This window comes from Micromonospora sp. NPDC005291 (assembly GCF_040607415.1).
In the GTDB taxonomy this organism is placed as follows: Bacteria; Actinomycetota; Actinomycetes; order Mycobacteriales; family Micromonosporaceae; genus Micromonospora.
Window position 1 is genome coordinate 277,690 of sequence record NZ_JBEXGR010000004.1, and the last position, 19,061, is coordinate 296,750.

18 protein-coding genes are annotated in these 19,061 nt (G+C 70.5%); 4 read left to right on the forward strand and 14 right to left on the reverse strand.

All coding sequences use genetic code 11. The annotated features are described in order from the left end of the window. Position 1: 1 nt before the first annotated feature. Both ABZT18_RS07920 and ABZT18_RS07925 read right to left on the reverse strand, forming a co-directional pair. A complete protein-coding gene (locus tag ABZT18_RS07920; protein WP_354995486.1) occupies positions 2-1,642 on the reverse strand; it encodes an ABC transporter permease subunit in 1,641 nt (546 codons plus the stop codon). Then, positions 1,642-2,892 carry a maltose ABC transporter substrate-binding protein gene (locus ABZT18_RS07925; protein WP_354995487.1) on the reverse strand — a complete coding sequence of 417 codons (1,251 nt, stop codon included), beginning with the start codon at positions 2,890-2,892 and terminating at the stop codon, positions 1,642-1,644. The genes ABZT18_RS07920 and ABZT18_RS07925 overlap by 1 nt, the downstream gene beginning before the upstream one ends. A 199-nt stretch (positions 2,893-3,091) precedes the next feature. On the opposite strand from ABZT18_RS07925, the gene ABZT18_RS07930 reads away from it, so the two are divergent. Both ABZT18_RS07930 and ABZT18_RS07935 read left to right on the forward strand, forming a co-directional pair. After that, positions 3,092-4,138 carry a LacI family DNA-binding transcriptional regulator gene (locus ABZT18_RS07930; protein WP_354995488.1) on the forward strand — a complete coding sequence of 349 codons (1,047 nt, stop codon included), beginning with the start codon at positions 3,092-3,094 and terminating at the stop codon, positions 4,136-4,138. Positions 4,139-4,170: 32 nt separating this feature from the next. Then, positions 4,171-5,805, forward strand: a complete 1,635-nt coding sequence (locus tag ABZT18_RS07935; protein WP_354995489.1) for a glycoside hydrolase family 13 protein — start codon at positions 4,171-4,173, stop codon at positions 5,803-5,805. 145 nt (positions 5,806-5,950) lie between these two features. Here ABZT18_RS07935 and ABZT18_RS07940 read toward each other — a convergent pair whose 3' ends face one another. The 6 genes from ABZT18_RS07940 to ABZT18_RS07965 form a co-directional block, all read right to left on the reverse strand. Then, positions 5,951-6,388, reverse strand: a complete 438-nt coding sequence (locus tag ABZT18_RS07940; RefSeq protein ID WP_354995490.1) for a hypothetical protein — start codon at positions 6,386-6,388, stop codon at positions 5,951-5,953. A gap of 81 nt (positions 6,389-6,469) precedes the next feature. Beyond that, positions 6,470-6,856, reverse strand: coding sequence for a GntR family transcriptional regulator (locus ABZT18_RS07945; RefSeq protein ID WP_354995491.1), 387 nt, complete (start codon positions 6,854-6,856; stop codon positions 6,470-6,472). Next, positions 6,856-7,782, reverse strand: coding sequence for a YhjD/YihY/BrkB family envelope integrity protein (locus tag ABZT18_RS07950; RefSeq protein WP_354995492.1), 927 nt, complete (start codon positions 7,780-7,782; stop codon positions 6,856-6,858). The genes ABZT18_RS07945 and ABZT18_RS07950 overlap by 1 nt, the downstream gene beginning before the upstream one ends. A 76-nt stretch (positions 7,783-7,858) precedes the next feature. Continuing rightward, the gene (locus tag ABZT18_RS07955) at positions 7,859-8,428 is read right to left on the reverse strand and encodes a 2'-5' RNA ligase family protein (protein ID WP_354995493.1); all 570 of its coding nucleotides are present in this window, start codon (positions 8,426-8,428) and stop codon (positions 7,859-7,861) included. 25 nt (positions 8,429-8,453) lie between these two features. After that, the gene (gene trpS / locus ABZT18_RS07960) at positions 8,454-9,479 is read right to left on the reverse strand and encodes a tryptophan--tRNA ligase (RefSeq protein ID WP_354995494.1); all 1,026 of its coding nucleotides are present in this window, start codon (positions 9,477-9,479) and stop codon (positions 8,454-8,456) included. A 33-nt stretch (positions 9,480-9,512) separates the two neighbouring features. Next, positions 9,513-10,613, reverse strand: coding sequence for a hemolysin family protein (locus ABZT18_RS07965; RefSeq protein ID WP_354995495.1), 1,101 nt, complete (start codon positions 10,611-10,613; stop codon positions 9,513-9,515). A gap of 195 nt (positions 10,614-10,808) precedes the next feature. Between ABZT18_RS07965 and galE the strand changes: the two genes are divergently transcribed. After that, positions 10,809-11,795, forward strand: a complete 987-nt coding sequence (galE, locus tag ABZT18_RS07970; protein ID WP_354995496.1) for a UDP-glucose 4-epimerase GalE — start codon at positions 10,809-10,811, stop codon at positions 11,793-11,795. Then, positions 11,792-12,961 (forward strand): galactokinase, encoded by a 1,170-nt coding sequence (galK, locus tag ABZT18_RS07975; protein WP_354995497.1) that lies wholly within the window; start codon positions 11,792-11,794, stop codon positions 12,959-12,961. Before galE ends, galK begins: the two co-directional genes overlap by 4 nt. A gap of 117 nt (positions 12,962-13,078) precedes the next feature. On the opposite strand, the gene ABZT18_RS07980 is transcribed toward galK, so the two are convergent. From ABZT18_RS07980 to ABZT18_RS08005, 6 genes are all read right to left on the reverse strand, one after another. Further along, positions 13,079-14,392, reverse strand: coding sequence for a GTP-binding protein (locus ABZT18_RS07980; RefSeq protein WP_354995609.1), 1,314 nt, complete (start codon positions 14,390-14,392; stop codon positions 13,079-13,081). 14 nt (positions 14,393-14,406) lie between these two features. Next, positions 14,407-15,318 (reverse strand): sulfate adenylyltransferase subunit CysD, encoded by a 912-nt coding sequence (gene cysD, locus ABZT18_RS07985; protein WP_354995498.1) that lies wholly within the window; start codon positions 15,316-15,318, stop codon positions 14,407-14,409. A gap of 75 nt (positions 15,319-15,393) precedes the next feature. Further along, complete coding sequence (locus tag ABZT18_RS07990; protein WP_354995499.1) at positions 15,394-16,224, reverse strand: inositol monophosphatase family protein; 831 nt, start codon at positions 16,222-16,224, stop codon at positions 15,394-15,396. 135 nt (positions 16,225-16,359) lie between these two features. Beyond that, positions 16,360-16,950 carry an aminoacyl-tRNA hydrolase gene (gene pth / locus ABZT18_RS07995; protein WP_354995500.1) on the reverse strand — a complete coding sequence of 197 codons (591 nt, stop codon included), beginning with the start codon at positions 16,948-16,950 and terminating at the stop codon, positions 16,360-16,362. 94 nt (positions 16,951-17,044) lie between these two features. Then, positions 17,045-17,734, reverse strand: coding sequence for a 50S ribosomal protein L25/general stress protein Ctc (locus tag ABZT18_RS08000; protein WP_354995501.1), 690 nt, complete (start codon positions 17,732-17,734; stop codon positions 17,045-17,047). 336 nt (positions 17,735-18,070) lie between these two features. After that, positions 18,071-19,051, reverse strand: a complete 981-nt coding sequence (locus ABZT18_RS08005; RefSeq protein ID WP_354995502.1) for a ribose-phosphate diphosphokinase — start codon at positions 19,049-19,051, stop codon at positions 18,071-18,073. Between the last annotated feature and the right edge of the window lie 10 nt (positions 19,052-19,061).

The following is a 19,061-nucleotide window of genomic DNA, read 5'->3' on the forward strand; positions in this document are numbered from 1 at the left end:
GTCACGCGTACGTCTCCTCCTGTTGCCGGGTCCGCCGGAAGCTGACCGTTGAGACCACCGCGACGATGGCGAATATGAACAACGAGATGGCCGCGGCGAAGCCGAACTGCGCGGCCTGCCCACCGAACGCCAGACGGTAGGTGTAGGTGATCAGCAGGTCGGTGGCGCCGTTGCTGGGGTTGTCCGCCGGGAACGGCGCGCCCTCTGTGGTCAGGTAGATCGCGTTGAAGTTGTTGAAGTTGAACGCGAACGACGAGATCAGCAGGGGCGAGAGCGCGACCAGCAGCAGCGGCAGGGTGACCGCCTTGAACGACTGCCAGGGCGACGCCCCGTCGACGGAGCTGGCCTCGGTCAACTCCCGCGGGATGGCCTGTAGCGCGCCGGTGGCCACCAGGAACATGTACGGGTAGCCGAGCCAGAGCTGCACCAGGATCACCGCGGCGCGGGCCGACCAGTCCTGCCCGAACCAGTCGACGCTGAGCCCGAACAGGTTGTTGATCAGCCCGAAGTCGGTGTTGAACATGTCCCGCCAGACCAGCAGCATCGCGAACGACGGCATGGCGTACGGCAGGATCAGCAACATCCGGTAGAGGTTGGTGCCCCTCATCCGGGGCGAGTGCAGCGCCAGCGCGATCAACATGCCGAGGATGAACGTGCCGCCGGTGGAACCGATCGCGAAGGCGAAGTTCCAGATCAGCGTGCCGAGGAACGGCCCGGAGATCCGCTCGTCGGTGAGCACCCGGGTGAAGTTGGACAGCCCGACGTTCACCTTCCATCCCTGGGCCAGCCGCTCACCGTCGGCGGCGACGAACGCGCCGACCTCGCCGTCCGCGGTCCAGGTCTTGCCGCTGTCGCTGTCCTTCACGCAGTCACAGCCCGCGCCGTACGCCCGGACGGCCTTGCCCTCGTACGCCCGGGAGAGGCCGGACGAGCGCAGCGCGCCACCGGCGGTCGGCACCACCAGGTCGGTGACGTCCTTGCTGCGGGCGCTGGCCTGACCGACGTTCAGCACGGTGTAGCCGTCGGCAGCGGTGACCTTGCCGCCGGGGGCGACGGTGGCCGCGCCCGGGTCGAGCGGGCGCAGGCCCCGAGCGTCACCGACAGAGACCGCTCCGGTCGCCGGGTCGGTGATCAGGAAGACCAGGGCACCGGTGGCCGGGTCGCCCGTGGTGGCGACGGACATCGGGTACTGGGTGGAACCCGGGACCTGCCTGACCGAGGAACTCTGGATCGCGACGATCGCGTCGTCCTTGCTGCCGCGGTGGCCGTCGCCGTAGTTGGTGAAGGCCGTGCTCGCTGTGTAGAGCACCGGCACGACCTGGAAGGCGATCAGGAAGAGCGTGCCCGGGACGAGGTACTTCGCCGGGATGTGCCGACGGCCCAGGTACAGGTAGAACAGCGCGGCGGTGGTCAGCACCAGCACCGCCAACCAGACCCACTTCTCGGCCTCCACGAGTGGGAAGGCCGCCCAGATCGCGATCCCGGCCACCAGGCCGAGCAGGATCACCTTCGCGGCGAGGCCGGTCGCGGTGATCGGCGCGTGGTTGCGCGCGGTACGGGACGTGCGCGGGGACCCGGTGCGGACGGGCCCCCGGCCCGGGGTCTGCTGGGCAGTCCCCGGGCCGGACAGCGGTGTGCTCATTACTTGATCGAGCCGGCGATCGTCTTGCCAGCCGCGGTGACCGTGCTGGTCGGGTCGGCGCCGCCGATGACGGCGGCCTCGGCCTTACCGAACGGGTCCCAGATCGCGGCCATGGCCGGGATGGCCGGGAGCACCTGGCCGTTCTTGCCGGCCTCGATGAACTTGGCCAGATCCGGGTCGCCGCCCTTGACCTGGTCCAGCGCGGCGGTCAGCGCCGGAGGACGCGGGTCGGCCTGGTAGAGCGCCACGGCCAGTTCCGGCTTGGCGACGTAGTTGACGACGAACTCCTGGGCGAGAGCCTTGTTCTTGCCCTTGGCGGCCACGTAGAAGGACTGCACTCCCACGAACGGCGCGGCCGCCTTGCCACCGGCGAAGCCGGGAACGGCGGAGACGTCGTACGTGATGCCGGCCTTCTTCACGTCGGCGGTCGCCCACGGCCCGGAGACCAGGAAGGCGCACTTCTTGCCGGTGAAGGTGGCGGTCGAGTTGGTGTCAGCGATCGAGCGCTTCAGCACGCCCTCGCCCTTCTCGCCGAGTGCGGCGATCTTCTTGAACGCCTCGATGGACTCCGGCTTGCCCACGCCGAGGTCCTTCGGGTCGTAGTCGCCGTTCGCGGTGGTGCCGAAGAGGTAGCCGCCGGCCGAGGCGTACAGCGGGTAGATGTGGTACGCGTCGCCCTTCTGGCCGACCTGGAGGCACAGCGTCTCGGTGACCTTCTTCTGCGCCTTGAGCTGCTTACCGGTGGCGACCAGGTCCTCGATCGTCTTCGGCGCCTCGGGGGCCAGCTCGGTGTTGCGGATCAGCGCCAGGTTCTCCTGCGCGTACGGAACTCCGTAGAGCTGGCCGTTGAAGGTGACGGCCTTGATGGCGGTCTCGTTGAACGCGCTCTTCTGCTCGGCGGCGAGCTGCACGGGATCGATGGCACCGTTCTGGACCAGGTTGCCGATCCAGTCGTGCGCGCCGATCACCACGTCGGGGCCGCCGCCCTGGCTCGACACGGTCACGAAGTTGTTCTGGAGGTCCTCGTTCGGAACGGCCTGCACCTCGACGGTGACACCGTTCTCCTGGCCGAACTTTTCGGCGAAGGGCTTGAGTGCGGCGGTGCGCTTGTCGTCCGCCCAGATGACCAGTTTGCCGCCGGCGGCCTTGGGGGTTTCCTTCGCGGCCGGCTCGTCGCTGTCGCCGCCACAGCCGGAGGCGGCGAGCGCCAGGGCGAAGAGGGCGACCACACCCGCGGTACGGATGCGCATCGGTACTCCTGTCGTCATGGCGGGTCCGCCGGGGGAAGGGCGGCCCGCCAGTGGGAACCTCTGGAAGTTCTTGCCAACCGGCGCCTCGATACCGCGCCGCTGCTCTCGCATGTTGCGGGGACGTTAGCAAGAAGTTGCAGATCATGGAAGGGCTTGCAGAGCCCCCCGCAAGAACTTGCCGGTGGGCTAAAGTGCCGCCATGCGCGCTCGACTGTCCGACATCGCCCAGCAGGCCGAAGTCAGCGAGGCCACGGTGTCGCGGGTGCTCAACGACCGCCCCGGCGTGGCCCCGGAGACCCGGCAGGCCGTCCTCACCGCGCTCGACGTGCTCGGCTACGAGCGCCCGGCCCGGCTGCGCAAACGCAGCGCCGGGCTGGTCGGCCTGGTGGTGCCGGAGTTGGACAACCCGATCTTCCCCGCCTTCGCCCAGGTCATCGAGTCGACGCTGGCGCAGAGCGGGTTCACGCCGGTGCTCTGCACCCAGACCGCTGGTGGCGTGACCGAGGACGAGTACGTGGAGATGCTGCTGGACCGGCAGGTCTCCGGGATCGCCTTCGTCTCCGGGCTGCACGCCGACACTGCCGCCAACCACGAGCGCTACCGGGCGCTGATCGCCCGGCCGTTGCCGGTCGTGATGGTCAACGGGTACGTGCCCGACATCGGCGCACCCTTCGTCTCCTGCGACGATCGGGAGGCGGCCGAGCTGGCCGTTGCCCATCTGGTCGCGCTCGGGCACCGACGGATCGGACTGATCACCGGCCCGGACCGGTTCGTGCCGGTGCAGCGCAAGGTGGCCGGCTGGCGTGCCGCGATGACCCGGCTGGCCGGCGTCCCCGAGGCCGATCTGGGTCCACTGGCCGAGCTGTCGCTGTTCGGTGTGGAGGGTGGCGAGGCGGCCGCCGGCCGACTACTCGACCGCGGCGTCACCGGCGTGGTGTGCGGCTCCGACCTGATGGCGCTCGGCGCGATCCGGGCGGCACGCCAACGCGGCCTCAGCGTGCCGGGTGACCTCTCCGTGGTCGGCTACGACGACTCACCGCTGATGGCCTTCACGGACCCGCCGCTGACCACCATGCGGCAGCCGGTCATCGCCATGGCGGTGGCTGCTGTCCGAGCCCTGGTGGACGAGATCAACGGACACGGTGCCCCGCACTCGGAGTATCTGTTCCGCCCGGAGCTGGTGGTGCGCGGTTCCACCGCGGTCGCCCCGAGCTCTGCACGACTCTCTTACGCAAGATCTGCTTGACTCTTGCAGCCGCAGGCCGGCATATTGCTCGGATGATCCGCACTGCCACCCCGCCCCACGCCACCAACGACGACTGGTGGCGCTCCGCGGTCGTCTACCAGGTGTACGTGCGCAGCTTCGCCGACAGCGACGGCGACGGCATCGGTGACCTCCGGGGCATTCGACAGCGCCTGCCGTACCTGCGCGACCTTGGGGTGGACGCGCTCTGGCTGACGCCGTTCTACACCTCCCCCATGGTCGACGGCGGGTACGACGTCGCCGACTACCGGGACGTCGACCCGATGTTCGGCACCCTCGCCGACTTCGACGCGATGATCACCGACGCGCATGCCCTCGGCCTGCGGATCATCGTCGACCTGGTGCCCAACCACACCTCCAGCGCTCACCGCTGGTTCACCGCCGCGCTCGCCGCCGGCCCCGGCTCGCCGGAGCGGGCCCGCTACCTCTTCGCCGAGGGCCAGGGCGCACACGGCGAGCTGCCCCCGAACGACTGGGAGAGCATCTTCGGCGGCCCAGCGTGGACCCGGATCGCTGACGGCCAGTGGTACCTGCACCTGTTCGACCCGGCCCAGCCGGACCTGAACTGGCGCCACCCGGAGGTCCGCGCCGAGTTCGAGGACGTGTTGCGGTTCTGGCTGGACAGGGGCGTGGACGGTTTCCGCATCGACGTGGCGCACGGCATGATCAAGGCCGAAGGGCTGCCGGACGTCGGCTTCAGCACGATGACCACCGGCCAGCGCCAGGTCGAACTGCTCGGCAAGGGCCGGCTGCCCTACTTCGACCAGGACGAGGTGCACGAGATCTACCGCGCCTGGCGGCCCATCCTGGACAGCTACCCGGGCGCTCGGATGGCGGTCGCCGAGGCGTGGGCCGAGACCCCGCAGCGCCTGGCCCGCTATATCGGCCCGGACGAGCTGCACCAGGCGTTCAGCTTCGACTTCCTCGACGCCACCTGGTCGGCCGACTCGTTCCGCAAGGTGATCGACACGGCATTGGCCGAGTCGGACGTCGTCGGCGCGCCCACCACCTGGGTGCTGTCCAACCACGACAAGCAGCGGCACGTCACCCGCTACGGTGACGGCACCGAGGGGTTGCGCAGGGCCCGCGCCGCCAGCCTGCTGATGCTCGCCCTGCCCGGCTGCGCCTACCTCTACCAGGGTGAGGAGCTGGGCCTGCCCGAGGTGCTCGACCTCCCTGACGAGCTGCGCCAGGACCCGGCATTCCTGCGCACCGGCGAGAGCCGGGACGGCTGCCGGGTGCCCCTGCCGTGGAGCGGCGAGCTGGCCCCGTACGGCTTCGGGCCGACCGCCAGCGAGTTGAGCTGGCTACCGGCTCCGGCGACCTGGCGGGCCCTGTCCGTCACCGCGCAGACCGGCGTGGCCGGCTCGACGCTGGAGCTGTACCGGGCCGCACTGCGGATCCGCCACGAGCACCCGGCACTGGCCATCGACGCCGGGGGGGTCACCTGGCTGGAGAGCGGGCCGGGCATGTTGGCCTTCTCCCGCACCGCCGGCGAAACCGTGCTGACCTGCGTGGTCAACCTCAGCGGTGCGCCGGTCCTGATCGACGGGTACGGCCAGCCGGTCGTCGCCAGCGACGCGCTCACCGGGCAGGGCTCCGGCCACCTGCTGCCCGTCGACGCGGCTGCCTGGTTGGAACGGCGCTGAGCGGGTAACTCGTTTTCGACCTGGTCGTTCGTTGTGCCCCGCGCCGACGGGCGACTGGGCTACCGGCCCCTTGTGGTGGGGGGTGAGGTGGCGCCGGCGCCTCGCGGAGTCCGCTCCGCGCGGCGCCGGTGTCCGTCTGCGCGAGCTACTTCGCCGTGAGCAGCGCCGCGATCCGGGTGAAGCCCTCGCGCACCTCGGCCTCGTCCGGTGGCTCAGCGGGCTCACCGTGGCCCGCCTCGTCGGCGGCGGCATCCAGCTCCTCGTCGATCACGTCCTCGAAGTCCCCGTACAGGTCGGCCCCCTCGACCTGACGCGCCTCGTCCTCGGCGGCGACCTGCGCGGCGGCGATCTCGCTGCGGATCTCGTCGGCCGACAGCGCCGGCAGCAGCGGTTCCACCACGGCAATCAGCTGCTCGTCGGCCACCACCGCCTCGGCCAGCGCCAACGCGTGCGGCCGCTCGTACGGCCCACAGACCACCGGCTCCCACTCGTCGAGGTCACCGAGCGGACCGAAGGTGATGATCCACGGCAGACCGAGGAGCGGTGAGTCCGCCGGCAGGTCCAGTGTCATGAGTGCGCCCACCGGCTCATCATGGGCCGCGAACGCGAGCGCCGACGCCTTTCGCCTCAGTTACCGCCCGTCCGGCGTACGATCGGCGGCCGATCAGCCGGGCCGGGCGGCGTCCAGAGCGGCGCGGACCAGGGCGAGCGCGGTGGCTGGCGGCACGCCGAGCCGAGCGGCCTCGGCCGCGTAGCCAGCCGCTGCCCGCTGCAGCCGGTCGACAGCGTCGTCCCGGCCCGGAGCGACGAAGGTGCCGTTGCGCCCCCGGGTCTCCAGCAACCCGGCAACCTCCAACTCCCGGTACGCCCGCGCCACCGTGTTGGCGGCCAGCCGCAGGTCCGCGGCGAGCTGCCGGACGGTGGGCAGTCGACTGCCGACCGGCAACCGGCCGTCGCCAATCAGCTCGGCGAGCTGCCCGCGCACCTGCTCGTACGGGGGGACCGACGAGTCCGGGTCGACCGAGATCAGCACCTGCACACCTTCCGTCATCAGCCCGCACCGCCCGGCGTACCGGGATCGGTGCCCTCATCGACATCCCTCGTCGGCGCGGTGGCCGCCGCCAGGTCCACCACCCGCCCGTTCGTGCTGGTCGCGAGGAGCGCCGCGCCAAACAGCACCAACTGGTTGAGCAGGTAGAGGTAGAGCAGCAGACCGACGGCGCCGGCCACCACGGTGTACGCCGGGTTCCGCTCGGTACGCACCACGTAGTACCGCCCCACCGTGTTGAGCAGGGTGATACCGATCGCGACCAGCACCACCACCGGGCGCAACCGGGACCGGCTCATCCGCAACCGGGGCACCGCGACCAGCAGCGCGGCCGCAAGCACCGCGTTGATCAGCACGCTGAGTATCGCGCTGATCGTGGTCAGACCGACCGAGCCGGTGCTGCGCAGCAGGAAACGCAGCAGCGACTCCAACGCGTCCACTGCCGCGACCGAGACGCCGAGCAGCACGAAGACACCGATCATCACACCCAGGTCGACCAGCCGGCGCATCACCAGGTTGCCCGGCTGCTGGTTGAGCTGATACATCAACCGCTGTGAGGATCGGATGGCCTCAACCCACCCGATCCCGGTGAAGACCAGGATGACCAGGCCCACCACACCGACCGTGCCACTGGAGTTGGCGATCTGCTCAGCGTCCAGGAATGGCAGGTTCCCCTCAAGGAAGTTGGCTGCTGCGGCGCTGACCTCGTCGTTGTCCTCGAGGATCGCGCCGAAGATGGCGTACGCGACCAGGGCGAGGGCGAACACCGCGAAGAAGCCGTAGTAGGCGATCGCGGCGGCCAGCCGCCCCGCCAGCACCTCGGCGTACAGCGCGCCGGCCCGCCACACGTGATCGAAGAGCCCCGACCGGTGGCGCGCGGCGCTCACCCAGCGGTCGATGCCCGCCTCGATCCGGCCGATCACGTTCACGCGATCATCCTCGCCGATCTCCCACTGCTGTGGTGGCAACCGGCTCCCGATGCTCGCCGGTCGGCGCGTCGCCGGCTCAGTCGCCGAGGCGGAAGTCCCGACGCGGCTGCCACCGGGCCTGCCCGCTGTGCGAGAAGAGGGTGAACGCGTCGACCTCGAACATCGCGGAGAAGTCGGCCAGATCCTCGTACACCTTGTCCAGGGTTTCTGGTGCCACGTCCTGCGCCACGGTGACGTGCGGATGGTACGGGAAGCGGACCTCGCGATGCAGGCCCGGCGACGCGGCGATCGCGGCGGCCAGCAGCTCACACTCGCTGATCCCGGCGGCCACCGCGACGAACACCACCTGGGTGACCGGGCGGAACGTGCCGGTGCCCCGCAGGTGCAGCGCGAACGGCAGGTGCGCGGCGGCGACGGCGGCCAGGTGCCGCTCGACGGCGGGCAGGTCGGCCGTCCGGATCTCGGTGGGCCCGAGCAACGTCACGTGCGCTGGCACCGCGAGCGGGTCGCCCGCCTCGACCCGCCGCCGGGTGAGCTGCGCACCCCACGGCTCGGGGATGTCCACGGCGATGCCGATCTGGATGGTGTCGCCGGTTGGCGGCACCCCGCCACTGCGATCCACGCTTCGTGCCGCCACTCCGGCCACCGACCCGTCCCCCTGCCCCGCGGCGCTACTCGCCGCGCACGGGCGGGAAGAACCCGACCCGCTCGTACACGGACCGCAGGGTCGTCGCGGCCACCGAGCGGGCCTTCTCCGCACCGGTGGCGAGCAGCTTGTCCAGCTGCGCCGGGTCGTCGAGGTAGGCGCGGGTGCGCTCCTGGATCGGGCGGACGAAGTCCGCCACGACCTCGGCCAGCTCCTTCTTCAGGTCGCCGTAGCCCCGGCCCGCGTATGCGGCCACCAGCTCGTCGATGCTGCGGCCGCTGAGCGCCGAGTGGATGGTCAGCAGGTTGGACACACCCGGCTTGGTCGCGGCGTCGAAGACGACCTCCCGACCGGTGTCGGTCACCGCCGACCGGATCTTCTTCGCAGACCGGGCCGGATCTTCCAGCAGGTCGATGATGCCGGCCGGCGAGGACGACGACTTGGACATCTTCGCGGTCGGGTCCTGCAGGTCGGTGATCTTCGCGGTGTCCTTGACGATGTGCGGCGAGGGCACCGTGAACGTCGGGCCGAACAGCGAGTTGAACCGCTGGGCCAGATCCCGGGAGAGCTCCAGGTGCTGGCGCTGGTCCTCACCGACCGGCACCGCGTTGGCCTGGTAGAGCAGGATGTCGGCGGCCTGCAGGACCGGGTAGGTGAACAGCCCGACGCTGGCCCGCTCGTTGCCCTGCTTCTGCGACTTGTCCTTGAACTGGGTCATCCGGCTGGCCTCGCCGAAGCCGGTGATGCAGCCGAGCACCCAGGCCAGCTGCGGGTGCTCAGGCACCTGCGACTGCACGAACAGGGTGCTGCGGTCCGGGTCGAGCCCGACCGCGAACAGCTGGGCGGCGGCCACACGGGTCCGCTGGCGCAACAGCGCCGGGTCGTGCCCTGCGGTGATGGCGTGCAGGTCCACCACGCAGTAGAACGCGTCGTGGGTGTCCTGTAGGGCCACCCAGTGCCGCACCGCGCCCAGATAGTTGCCAAGGTGGAACGAGTCGGCCGTCGGCTGGATGCCGGAGAAGACGCGGGGGCGGGCGGGAACGTCGGACATGGCGATAATTCTGTCAGCAAGCAACCCGGTCCGTCATGACGGGCCGGCGGGTCGGCTGCGGCCCGCCGGTGTGGGGGCACTGACCTCGCGTGGTTCACCCGCGCCAACCCGGCGCGTCGGCGCGGCCCCGACCCGACGGAGCTGCCCGGCGTTGTGCTCTCGGCGCTGCTCGGGCACCCGCACGGCGGAGACCGCGAGCCGGGCCACCCGGCGGCCGTCCAACGCCAGCACCCGCAGCAGCCAGCCGTCGCCCGGCAGGTCGGCCGTTTCGGGCGCGCCCACGTCGGCCGGTTCACCGGGCACCGGCACCTCGTCACCGGTCACCGGGAGTCGGCCCAGCTCGGCCATCACGAACCCGCCGACCGTCTCGTACGGCCCGGCGGGCAGTGCCACCCCCGTCCGTTCGGCGAAGTCAGCCAGGTTGAGGCGGCCGTCCACCACGGCGGGCAGGCCTGCGTGCACCGGGTCCGGAGTGGCGTCGTACTCGTCGTGGATCTCGCCGATCAACTCCTCGATCAGGTCCTCCAGGGTGACGATCCCGGCGGTGCCGCCGTACTCGTCGACCACCACCGCCAGGTGCTGGCCCTCTCGGCGCATCTCGGTCAGCGCGGGTAGCACCCGTTTGCTGCCGGGGAGCCGCTTCACCTCCCGGGCCAGTTCGCCGACGGTGGCGCACGGATCGGCGTCCGGTCGCAGCAGCACGTCGCGGAGGTGCACGAAGCCGACCACGTCGTCGTGGGTGCCGTCGGTGACCGGGTAGCGGGTGTGCGTTTCCGCCCGGACCAGCCGGGCGGCCTCGGCGATGGTCAGCCGTGCCGGGAGGAAGACCACCTCGGTGCGCGGCATCATCACCTCGCGGATCAGGCTGGCACCGGCGACCAGGACCTCGTGGATGATCCGCCGTTCGTCCGGGTCGAGCACCGTGTTCGCCGCGACCAGGTCCCGCAGGTCGGCCTCGGAGATGCGCTCCCGACCGGCTGCCGGACCGGCCCCGAGCAGATCGGTGACGAGTCGGCTGACACCATCTGCGGCGCGGACCAGCACCCGGGCGACGGCCCGGGCGAGCGGGCCGGGGTCGCGGCGGGGTCGCACCCGCACGCGTCGCCGGAGCCCGGTACGGGCCGCTTCCCGCATGACAGAGATGGTAGACACCGTTCGCCCACCCCACTGGGAATCGCGCGGGGCCGACCGTACATGTTCGGCTCTGTTTAATCGTGAAAGATTATGATGGAATGGGGATGACGGTGGCGTCGGCGAGGATGCCGGGCGCCGCCTTAGGGTGATCACCGAAGGGCCACGTCCCGGGCGGGCCAGGCAGGAGGCAACGACGTGAAACTGCTCGTCACCGGGGGCGCCGGCTTCATCGGCAGCGTAGTGACCCGAATGCTGCTCGACGCGGGCCACCAGGTGGTCGTCCTGGACGACCTGCGCACCGGCCACCGCGAGGCGCTCGCCCCGGACGCGACCCACGTCGAGGCGTCCATCCACGACGCCGCCCGCATCATCACCCCCGACGCCGGTTTCGACGGGGTGCTGCACTTCGCCGCCCTGATCGCCGCCGGCGAGTCGATGGTCAAGCCGGAGCTCTACTGGCAGACCAACACCGTCGGCACGCTCGCCCTGATCGACGCGGTCCGGGCCGCCGGAGTGCCACGAATGGTCTTCTCCTCCACCGCCGCCGTCTACGGAAACCCCACCGAGTTGCCGATCACGGAGACCGCGGTCAAGGCACCCACCAACACGTACGGCGCGACCAAGCTCGCCGTCGACATGGCGCTCACCTCCGAGGCGATCGCGCACGGGCTGGCCGCCGTGTCGCTGCGCTACTTCAACGTGGCGGGCGCCCACCTCAACGGCGACGTCGCGCTCGGCGAACGCCACGACCCGGAGACGCACCTGATTCCGATCGCGCTGGAGGTCGCCGCCGGCCGACGGGAGAAGCTCCAGCTCTTCGGCGACGACTACCCCACCGTGGACGGCACCTGCGTCCGCGACTACATCCACGTCGCCGACCTGGCCCAGGCCCACCTGTTGGCGCTGGACGTGGCCACCAGCGGCCAGCACCGGATCTACAACCTGGGCAACGGCAACGGCTTCACCAACCGCCAGGTCGTCGACGTGGTCCGCGAGGTCACCGGGCACCAACTGCCCGTCGAGGTGGCGCCGCGCCGCGAGGGCGATCCGGCCGAGCTGGTCGCCTCCTCCGCGCTGGCCCGCGACGAGCTGGGCTGGGTGCCGCAGAAGCCGACCCTGCACGACATGGTCGGCGACGCCTGGGCCTTCTACCGCACGCACATCCTGGAGCAGCAAGCATGACCCACCCCACCGGTGACGTCGCGGAGCGGGCTGCTGCCGGCTTCACCGCGCAGTTCGGCGGCCAGGCCGCCGGTCGCTGGGCGGCTCCCGGCCGGGTCAACCTGATCGGCGAGCACACCGACTACAACGACGGGTTCGTGCTGCCCTTCGCGCTGCCGATGCGTACCGTCGTCGCGGCCGACCGACAGGACGGGGAGCACTGGACGGTCTGGTCCGAGCTCTCCGGCGAGACGATCACCTTCGGCGCGGACGACGTCGCCGAGCCGGGTCGGGTCACCGGCTGGGGCGCGTACGTCGCCGGTGTGGTCTGGGCGCTACGCGAGGCCGGTCATCCGGTGCCGGGCGCCCGGCTGGCGATCGCCTCCGACGTGCCGCTGGGCTCCGGGCTCTCCTCCTCGGCGGCGCTGGAGTCGGCGGTGCTGGCCGCGCTGCTCGACCTCGGTGGGCTTGAGCTGCCCGCCGAGCGGCGGCCTGGGCTGGCGCAGCGGGCGGAGAACGTCTACGTGGGCGCGCCGACCGGCATCATGGACCAGTCCGCGGTGATCCGCTGCCGCGCCGGGCACGCTCTCTTCCTGGATTGCCGCGACGAGTCGGTCGAGCAGATTCCGTTCGACCTGGACGCCGCCGGGCTGGCTGTGCTGGTGATCGACAGCCGGGCGCCGCACCGGCACGCCGACGGTGAGTACGCTGCCCGCCGCCGATCCTGTGAGGCGGCTGCGGAGGCGCTCGGCGTCCCCGCCCTGCGCGACGTGGGCGTCGACCAGCTCGACACCGCGCTGGCCCAGCTCGACGACGAGGAGACCCGGCGACGGGTTCGACACGTGGTCACCGAGGACCAGCGCGTACTGGACGCGGTGGCGCTGCTGCGCGCTGCCCGGGTCCGCGACATCGGCCCGCTGCTCACCGCCTCGCACGTCTCGATGCGCGACGATTTCGAGATCACCGTGCCGGAGATCGACACTGCGGTCGAGGCGGCCCTGGCGGCCGGTGCGCTGGGTGCCCGGATGACCGGCGGTGGCTTCGGCGGCTGCGTCCTCGCCCTGGTCGAGGCCGACCGCTCCGACGCGGTCGCCGCCGCCGTCACGGCCGCGTACGCAGAGCGCGGTTTCACCGCCCCCAACACCGTGACGGTCCTCCCCGCCCCCGGCGCAACCCGCCTGCCCTGACCCTGCCGCCCCAACCTCTGGGTGGGTTGATCAAGAGGTTTGCGTCAGTCCGAGCGCGGATTCTGACGCAAACCTCTTGATCACCGGTGCGAACGGTGGGGTGGGGGTGGGGTGGGGTTAGGCGGCTTCGACGATCATGGCGGCGCCTACGGTGCGGTTGGTGGCCTCGTCGATGATGACGAAGCCTCCGGTGGTGCGGTTACGGCGGTACTCGTCGGCCAGCAGCGGCACGGTGGTGCGTAGCCGTACCCGGCCGATCTCGTTGAGCCGCAGCTCGTCGGCGGACTCGTCGCGGTGCAGCGAGTTGACGTCCAACCGGTAGTGCAGCCCGCGCACGATCGCCCGCGCCGACCGGGTGGTGTGCTTGATCGCGTACCGGCCGCCGACCCGCAGCGGGGCCGTCTCATCCATCCAGCAGACCATCGCCTCGATGTCCTGGGCCACCGCCGGTGCGTTGTTCGGCCGGCAGATCAGATCACCCCGGGAAATGTCGATCTCGTCGGCCAGCCGCACCGTCACCGACATCGGCGGGAACGCCTCCGCGACCGGCCCGTCGGCGGTCTCCACGGCGGCGATCCGGCTGGTGAACCCCGACGGCAGCACCATCACCTCGTCACCCGGCTTCAGAACACCCGAGGCGACCTGACCGGCGTAACCGCGGTAGTCGGTGACCGTGGTGGACTGCGGACGGATCACGTACTGCACCGGGAACCGGACGTCGACCAGGTTACGGTCGCTGGCGATGTGCACCCGCTCCAGGTGATGCAGCAGCGACGGGCCCTCGTACCAGGGCATGTTCTCCGACCGGGCGACGATGTTGTCGCCCCGCAACGCGGAGATCGGCACCACGGTCAGATCCGGCACGTCGAGCTTCGCGGCGAACGCGGTGAACTCGTCGGCGATCCGCTCGTAGACCTCCTGCGACCAGTCCACCAGGTCCATCTTGTTGACACAGAGGACGAGGTGCGGCACCCGCAGCAGGGAGCACAGGAACGCGTGCCGGCGGGACTGCTCGACCAGACCCTTACGCGCATCCACCAGGATCAGCGCCAGGTCAGCGGTCGACGCTCCGGTGACCATGTTGCGGGTGTACTGAATGTGCCCCGGAGTGTCGGCGATGATGAACTTGCGCCGCGGCGTGGCGAAGTACCGGTACGCCACGTCGATGGTGATGCCCTGCTCCCGCTCGGCACGCAGACCGTCGGTGAGCAACGCCAGGTTGGTGTATTCGTCACCGCGGGCCGCGCTGACCGCCTCCACCGCCGCCAACTGATCCGTGAACAGCGACTTGGTGTCGTAGAGCAGCCGACCGATCAGGGTCGACTTCCCATCGTCCACGCTGCCGGCGGTGGCGAACCGCAGCAGGTCCATAGCCCGGGCCTCCGGCCCGGCCCCGGTAGCAGCCCGGGCCTCCGCATTCGCGGACGCCATGATCTCGGTGCTCATCAGAAGTAGCCCTCCCGCTTGCGGTCCTCCATGGCGGCCTCACTGACCCGGTCGTCACCACGGGTCGCGCCGCGCTCGGTGATCCGGGTGGCCGCCACCTCCTCGATGACCTTCTCCACGGTGTCCGCGTCGGAACGGACCGCGGCAGTGCAGGAGGCGTCGCCCACGGTGCGATAGCGCACCTGGGCCTTGAACCGCTCCTCGCCCGCGCGGGGGCGGAAGAACTCGTTGACCGCGTAGAACATGCCGTCCCGCTCGATCACCTCGCGCTCGTGCGCGTAGTAGATCGAGGGCAGCGGGAGGCGTTCCCGGGCGATGTAGTGCCAGATGTCCAGCTCGGTCCAGTTGGAAAGCGGGAAGATCCGGATCGACTCACCCGGGTGATGCCGGCCGTTGTAGAGCGACCACAGCTCCGGACGCTGGTTCTTCGGATCCCACTGGCCGAACTCGTCGCGGAAGCTGAACACCCGCTCCTTCGCCCGAGCCTTCTCCTCGTCCCGGCGGGCGCCACCGAACAGGGCGTCGAAGCGGTGCTTCTCGACCGCGTCCAGCAGCACCGGCGTCTGGATCCGGTTGCGCATCCCGTCACCGGACTCCCGGACCATGCCGCTTGCCAGGGCTTCGGGCACGCTCGCCACCACAAGCTGCAACCCCAGCTCGGCGACCCGCTGGTCGCGGTATTCGAGGACCTCGGGAAAGTTGTGCCCCGTGTCGATGTGCATGACGGGGAAGGGGATGTTGGCCGGGGCGAACGCCTTCTGCGCCAGCCGCAGCATGACGATCGAATCCTTGCCGCCGGAGAAGAGCAGCACCGGGCGTTCCATCTCGGCGACGACCTCGCGCATCACGAAGATGCTCTCCGCCTCCAGGGCGTCCAGGTGGGAGACCCGGTATGCCGCGGGGGTGGTCATGACACCGGCTCGATTCGCTCGCTCATCCGATTTCCAGACCTTTCCGGTCGGACATGTCAAGAAAGTGCGCTCAGGCTACCCGGAATGTCTCTGCAGCGCTGCAAGCAACCGGGTGGCGAGATCCTTGCGACAGACCAACAGGTCGGGCAGGCGCGGATCCGCCTCGTTGTATTTCAGCTCAGAACCGTCGATCCGGGAAGCGTGCAGTCCGGTGGCCGTCGCCACAGCCACCGGGGCCGCCGAGTCCCACTCGTACTGCCCACCGGCGTGGATGTACGCGTCCACCTCACCGGTGACCACGGCGGCGATCTTCGCTCCGGCCGAGCCCATCGGCACCAGGTGCGCCCCGACGTCCTCGGCCAGGTCGGTCAGGAAGACGGGAGGCCGGCTCCGGCTCGCCGCCAGGCGGATCTTCCGCTCGCCGGCCGTCGCCGCCTCCACCGTCATCGGCGGGTACGCCGACGGGTAGTCCGTGCCCAGCACCCGGTGCTGAGCCGGCAGCCCCACCGCCCCGGCAACCAGCCCGTGCGGGCTCGGCGCGTTACGCGCCCAGAGCGCCACGTGCACCGCCCAGTCCGAGCGGCCCTCCTCGGAAAACTCCCGGGTGCCGTCCAACGGGTCGATGATCCACACCCGGTCCGCCGTCAACCGGGGCACCGCTGCGGTGTTCACCTCCGCGGCCCAGGCCAACCGCGACCCCTCGTCCTCCTCGGAGAGCACCGCGTCGCCCGGCCGCCACTTCGCCAACTCCGTGCGGATCAGGTCGTGCGACACCTTGTCCCCGGCCGACTTCAACGCGCCGGCGTCCGCGAAACCCATCTCCGTGCGCAGGTCGAGCAACGCCTGCCCGGCCCGGGACGCCAACCATCGGGCGAACGCGCCATCAATCATCGGAGGACTGCTCATCTGCCCGCTCCCGTCGCCTCGCCGCGACCCGCGCACGCACGGACCGATTCGCCGCGACCCGCGTCGCCGGTCGTGGCACGCCGAAAGGCGCAGACTACCGGCCCGCCATTTCCGATCCGGTACGCCCCGCCCGGCTCAGGCGCCGTGGTAGAGGTTCTGCGTGGGCTCCACGCCCTTGACGATCACCGACTCCACCACGTCGGCGGCCCGGTCCACCAGGAAATCCAGCTCCTTGCGCTCCGCCGCGCCAAAATCCGACAGCACGTAATCCGCCGGATCCTGCCGACCCGGCGGTCGGCCGACGCCGAACCGCACCCGGGCGTAGTCCTTCGTGCCCAACGACTTCGACATCGAACGCAGGCCGTTGTGCCCACCCTCGCCGCCGCCGAACTTCACCCGCACCTGGCCGAACTCGATGTCCAGCTCGTCGTGCACCGCAATCACCTGCGCCGCCGGCACCTTGTAGAACTGCGCCAGCGCCGCCACCGGCCCGCCGGAGAGGTTCATGAACGTCAGTGGCTTCATCAGCACCAGCTTCGGCCCACCGAACCCCAGTCGCGCCTCGGCCACCTCGGCCACCGCCCGCTTGTGCCGCCCGAACCGCGCGCTCACCCGCCCGGCCAGCAGATCGGCCACCATGAACCCGACGTTGTGCCGGTTCCCGGCGTACTCCCGGCCCGGGTTGCCCAGGCCGACCACCAGCCACGGCCCCGCCTCGTCCGTCACGACCCGTCCCTTCCGACGTCCGTTCCACCGACTCCCGATACGCCGACAGGCGCCCCCGAACCCTCGGGGACGCCTGCCGCACAGTACGAACCGATCAGGCCTCGGTGCGCGCCTCGGTGGTCTCGGTGCCCTCGGCGGCGTCCGCGCCCTCGGAACCCTCGGTGGTCTCGCCGACCTCGGCCTCGGCCTCGTCGGTGGCAGCCTCGACCTCGGGCAGCGTCGCCTCAAGCTGCTCGGCGGTGGGGGCGGCGGTCACCGACGCGACGGTCAGCTCCGAGTCGACAGCCAGCTCGACGCCATCCGGCAGCTCGACGTCGCCGGCGGTCACCAGGGTGCCCGCCTCCAGGCCCTCGATCGACGCCTCGAGGTGGTCCGGAACCTTGGTGGCGTCCGCGGTCACCGAGAGGGTGTCGTGGTCGTGCACGATCAGGGTGTCCTTCGCGGCCTCGCCGGTCAGCTGCACCGGGACCTCGACGGTGACCTTCTCGCCCCGACGGACCAGGATCAGGTCGACGTGCTCGAAGGAGTCCCGGATCGGGTCGCGCTGGATCGCCTTCGGCAGCGCGAGCACCTGGGTGCCGTCGGTGATGTCGATCGCGAAGAGCTGGTTGGCGCCGCCCTTGCGGATCGCCGCGGCGAACTCCCGCGACGGCAGCGCGATGTGCTTGGGCGCTTCGCCGTGGCCGTACAGCACGGCTGGCACCTTGCCGGCCCGGCGGGTACGGCGGGCACCACCCTTGCCGAACTCGGTACGGGGCTCGGCGCTGATCTTTACCTCGGACACGGGGAAACTCCTGATGCTTTTCGCTGCGGCGGCTTGTCGTCTGGCGGTGCTGGGGCGAGGGGCTCGCTTGGGGCTCATGCGTCGAGAACGACTGCCCGGAGCACCGCGTCGATGACGGTGCCTCCGTGCGGCGCTTTTCAGCGGCCCGCCGGGCACCCTCGCCGTGGCAACCGCACTAGTCTACCCGAGCTGTTTCCAGGGTTTCCGGCAGTCCCCGGTCACGCCTCCAGACCGGCGCGTCGGTGGCGTTCCCACCAGCGTGCCGGCCCCGTTTCCACCAGTTTGGCAGCCCCGCTCCCACTGGCGGCGGAAACGGGGCTCACCGCAGCGCGAGGCTCAGCTCAGGCCACCGAAGAGGGTGGTCACCGAGCCGTCGTCGAAGACCTCCCGGATCGCCCGCGCCAGCAGCGGCGCGATCGACAGCACGGTCAGCTTGTCCAACTGCTTCTCCGGGGGCAGAGGCAACGTGTTGGTCACCACGATCTCGCTGATCGAGCTGTTCTTCAGCCGCTCGGTCGCCGGGTCCGACAGCAGCGCGTGGGTGGACGCGACCACGATCTCCGCCGCGCCCGACTCCTTGAGGATGTCGGCGGCCTTGCTGATCGTGCCACCGGTGTCGATCATGTCGTCGACGATCAGGCAGACCCGGCCCTCCACCTCGCCGACCACCCGGTTCGCCACGACCTGGTTCGGCTTCATCGGGTCGCGGGTCTTGTGGATGAACGCCAACGGGCAGCCGCCCAGCCGGTCGGTCCACCGCTCGGCCACCCGCACCCGGCCCGAATCCGGTGCCACCACGGTCATCGGTCGGCCGGCGTACTTGCGCTCCACGTACTCGGCCAGGATGTCCATCGCGAAGAGGTGATCCACCGGGCCGTCGAAGAAGCCCTGGATCTGCGCGGTGTGCAGGTCGACGGTGAGGATGCGGTTCGCGCCAGCGGTCTTCAACAGGTCCGCCACCAGGCGGGCCGAGATCGGCTCCCGACCCCGGTGCTTCTTGTCCTGCCGCGCGTACGGGTAGAACGGCAGCACCACGGTGATCCGCTTGGCGGACCCCCGCTTCAGCGCGTCCACCATGATCAGGGTCTCCATGACCCAGGTGTTCACCCCGTGCGTGACGGACTGCACCACGAAGGCGTCCGAACCACGCACCGAGTCCTTGAACCGTACGAAGATCTCGCCGTTGGCGAACTCGTACGCGTCGGCCGGGGTCGGCGCCACGCCGAGCACCTCACCGATCTCCTTGGCCAACTCCGGAAAGCCACGTCCGGAAAAGAGCATCAGGCTTTTGCGGTTTTCGGCGACGATGCTGCCCATGGGCCCGTCT

Bases quoted from the DNA above. Each gene is read 5' to 3' on its own strand.
- ABZT18_RS07980 (WP_354995609.1), bottom strand. From the start codon at position 14,392: ATGGCGTCCGCGAATGCGGAGGCCCGGGCTGCTACCGGGGCCGGGCCG.
- trpS (WP_354995494.1), bottom strand. From the start codon at position 9,479: ATGTCCGACGTTCCCGCCCGCCCCCGCGTCTTCTCCGGCATCCAGCCG.
- cysD (WP_354995498.1), bottom strand. From the start codon at position 15,318: ATGACCACCCCCGCGGCATACCGGGTCTCCCACCTGGACGCCCTGGAG.
- ABZT18_RS07925 (WP_354995487.1), bottom strand. From the start codon at position 2,892: ATGCGCATCCGTACCGCGGGTGTGGTCGCCCTCTTCGCCCTGGCGCTC.
- ABZT18_RS08005 (WP_354995502.1), bottom strand. From the start codon at position 19,051: ATGGGCAGCATCGTCGCCGAAAACCGCAAAAGCCTGATGCTCTTTTCC.
- ABZT18_RS07990 (WP_354995499.1), bottom strand. From the start codon at position 16,224: ATGAGCAGTCCTCCGATGATTGATGGCGCGTTCGCCCGATGGTTGGCG.
- ABZT18_RS07965 (WP_354995495.1), bottom strand. From the start codon at position 10,613: ATGCGGGAAGCGGCCCGTACCGGGCTCCGGCGACGCGTGCGGGTGCGA.
- ABZT18_RS07945 (WP_354995491.1), bottom strand. From the start codon at position 6,856: ATGACGGAAGGTGTGCAGGTGCTGATCTCGGTCGACCCGGACTCGTCG.
- ABZT18_RS07935 (WP_354995489.1), top strand. From the start codon at position 4,171: ATGATCCGCACTGCCACCCCGCCCCACGCCACCAACGACGACTGGTGG.
- ABZT18_RS07920 (WP_354995486.1), bottom strand. From the start codon at position 1,642: ATGAGCACACCGCTGTCCGGCCCGGGGACTGCCCAGCAGACCCCGGGC.
- ABZT18_RS07930 (WP_354995488.1), top strand. From the start codon at position 3,092: ATGCGCGCTCGACTGTCCGACATCGCCCAGCAGGCCGAAGTCAGCGAG.
- galK (WP_354995497.1), top strand. From the start codon at position 11,792: ATGACCCACCCCACCGGTGACGTCGCGGAGCGGGCTGCTGCCGGCTTC.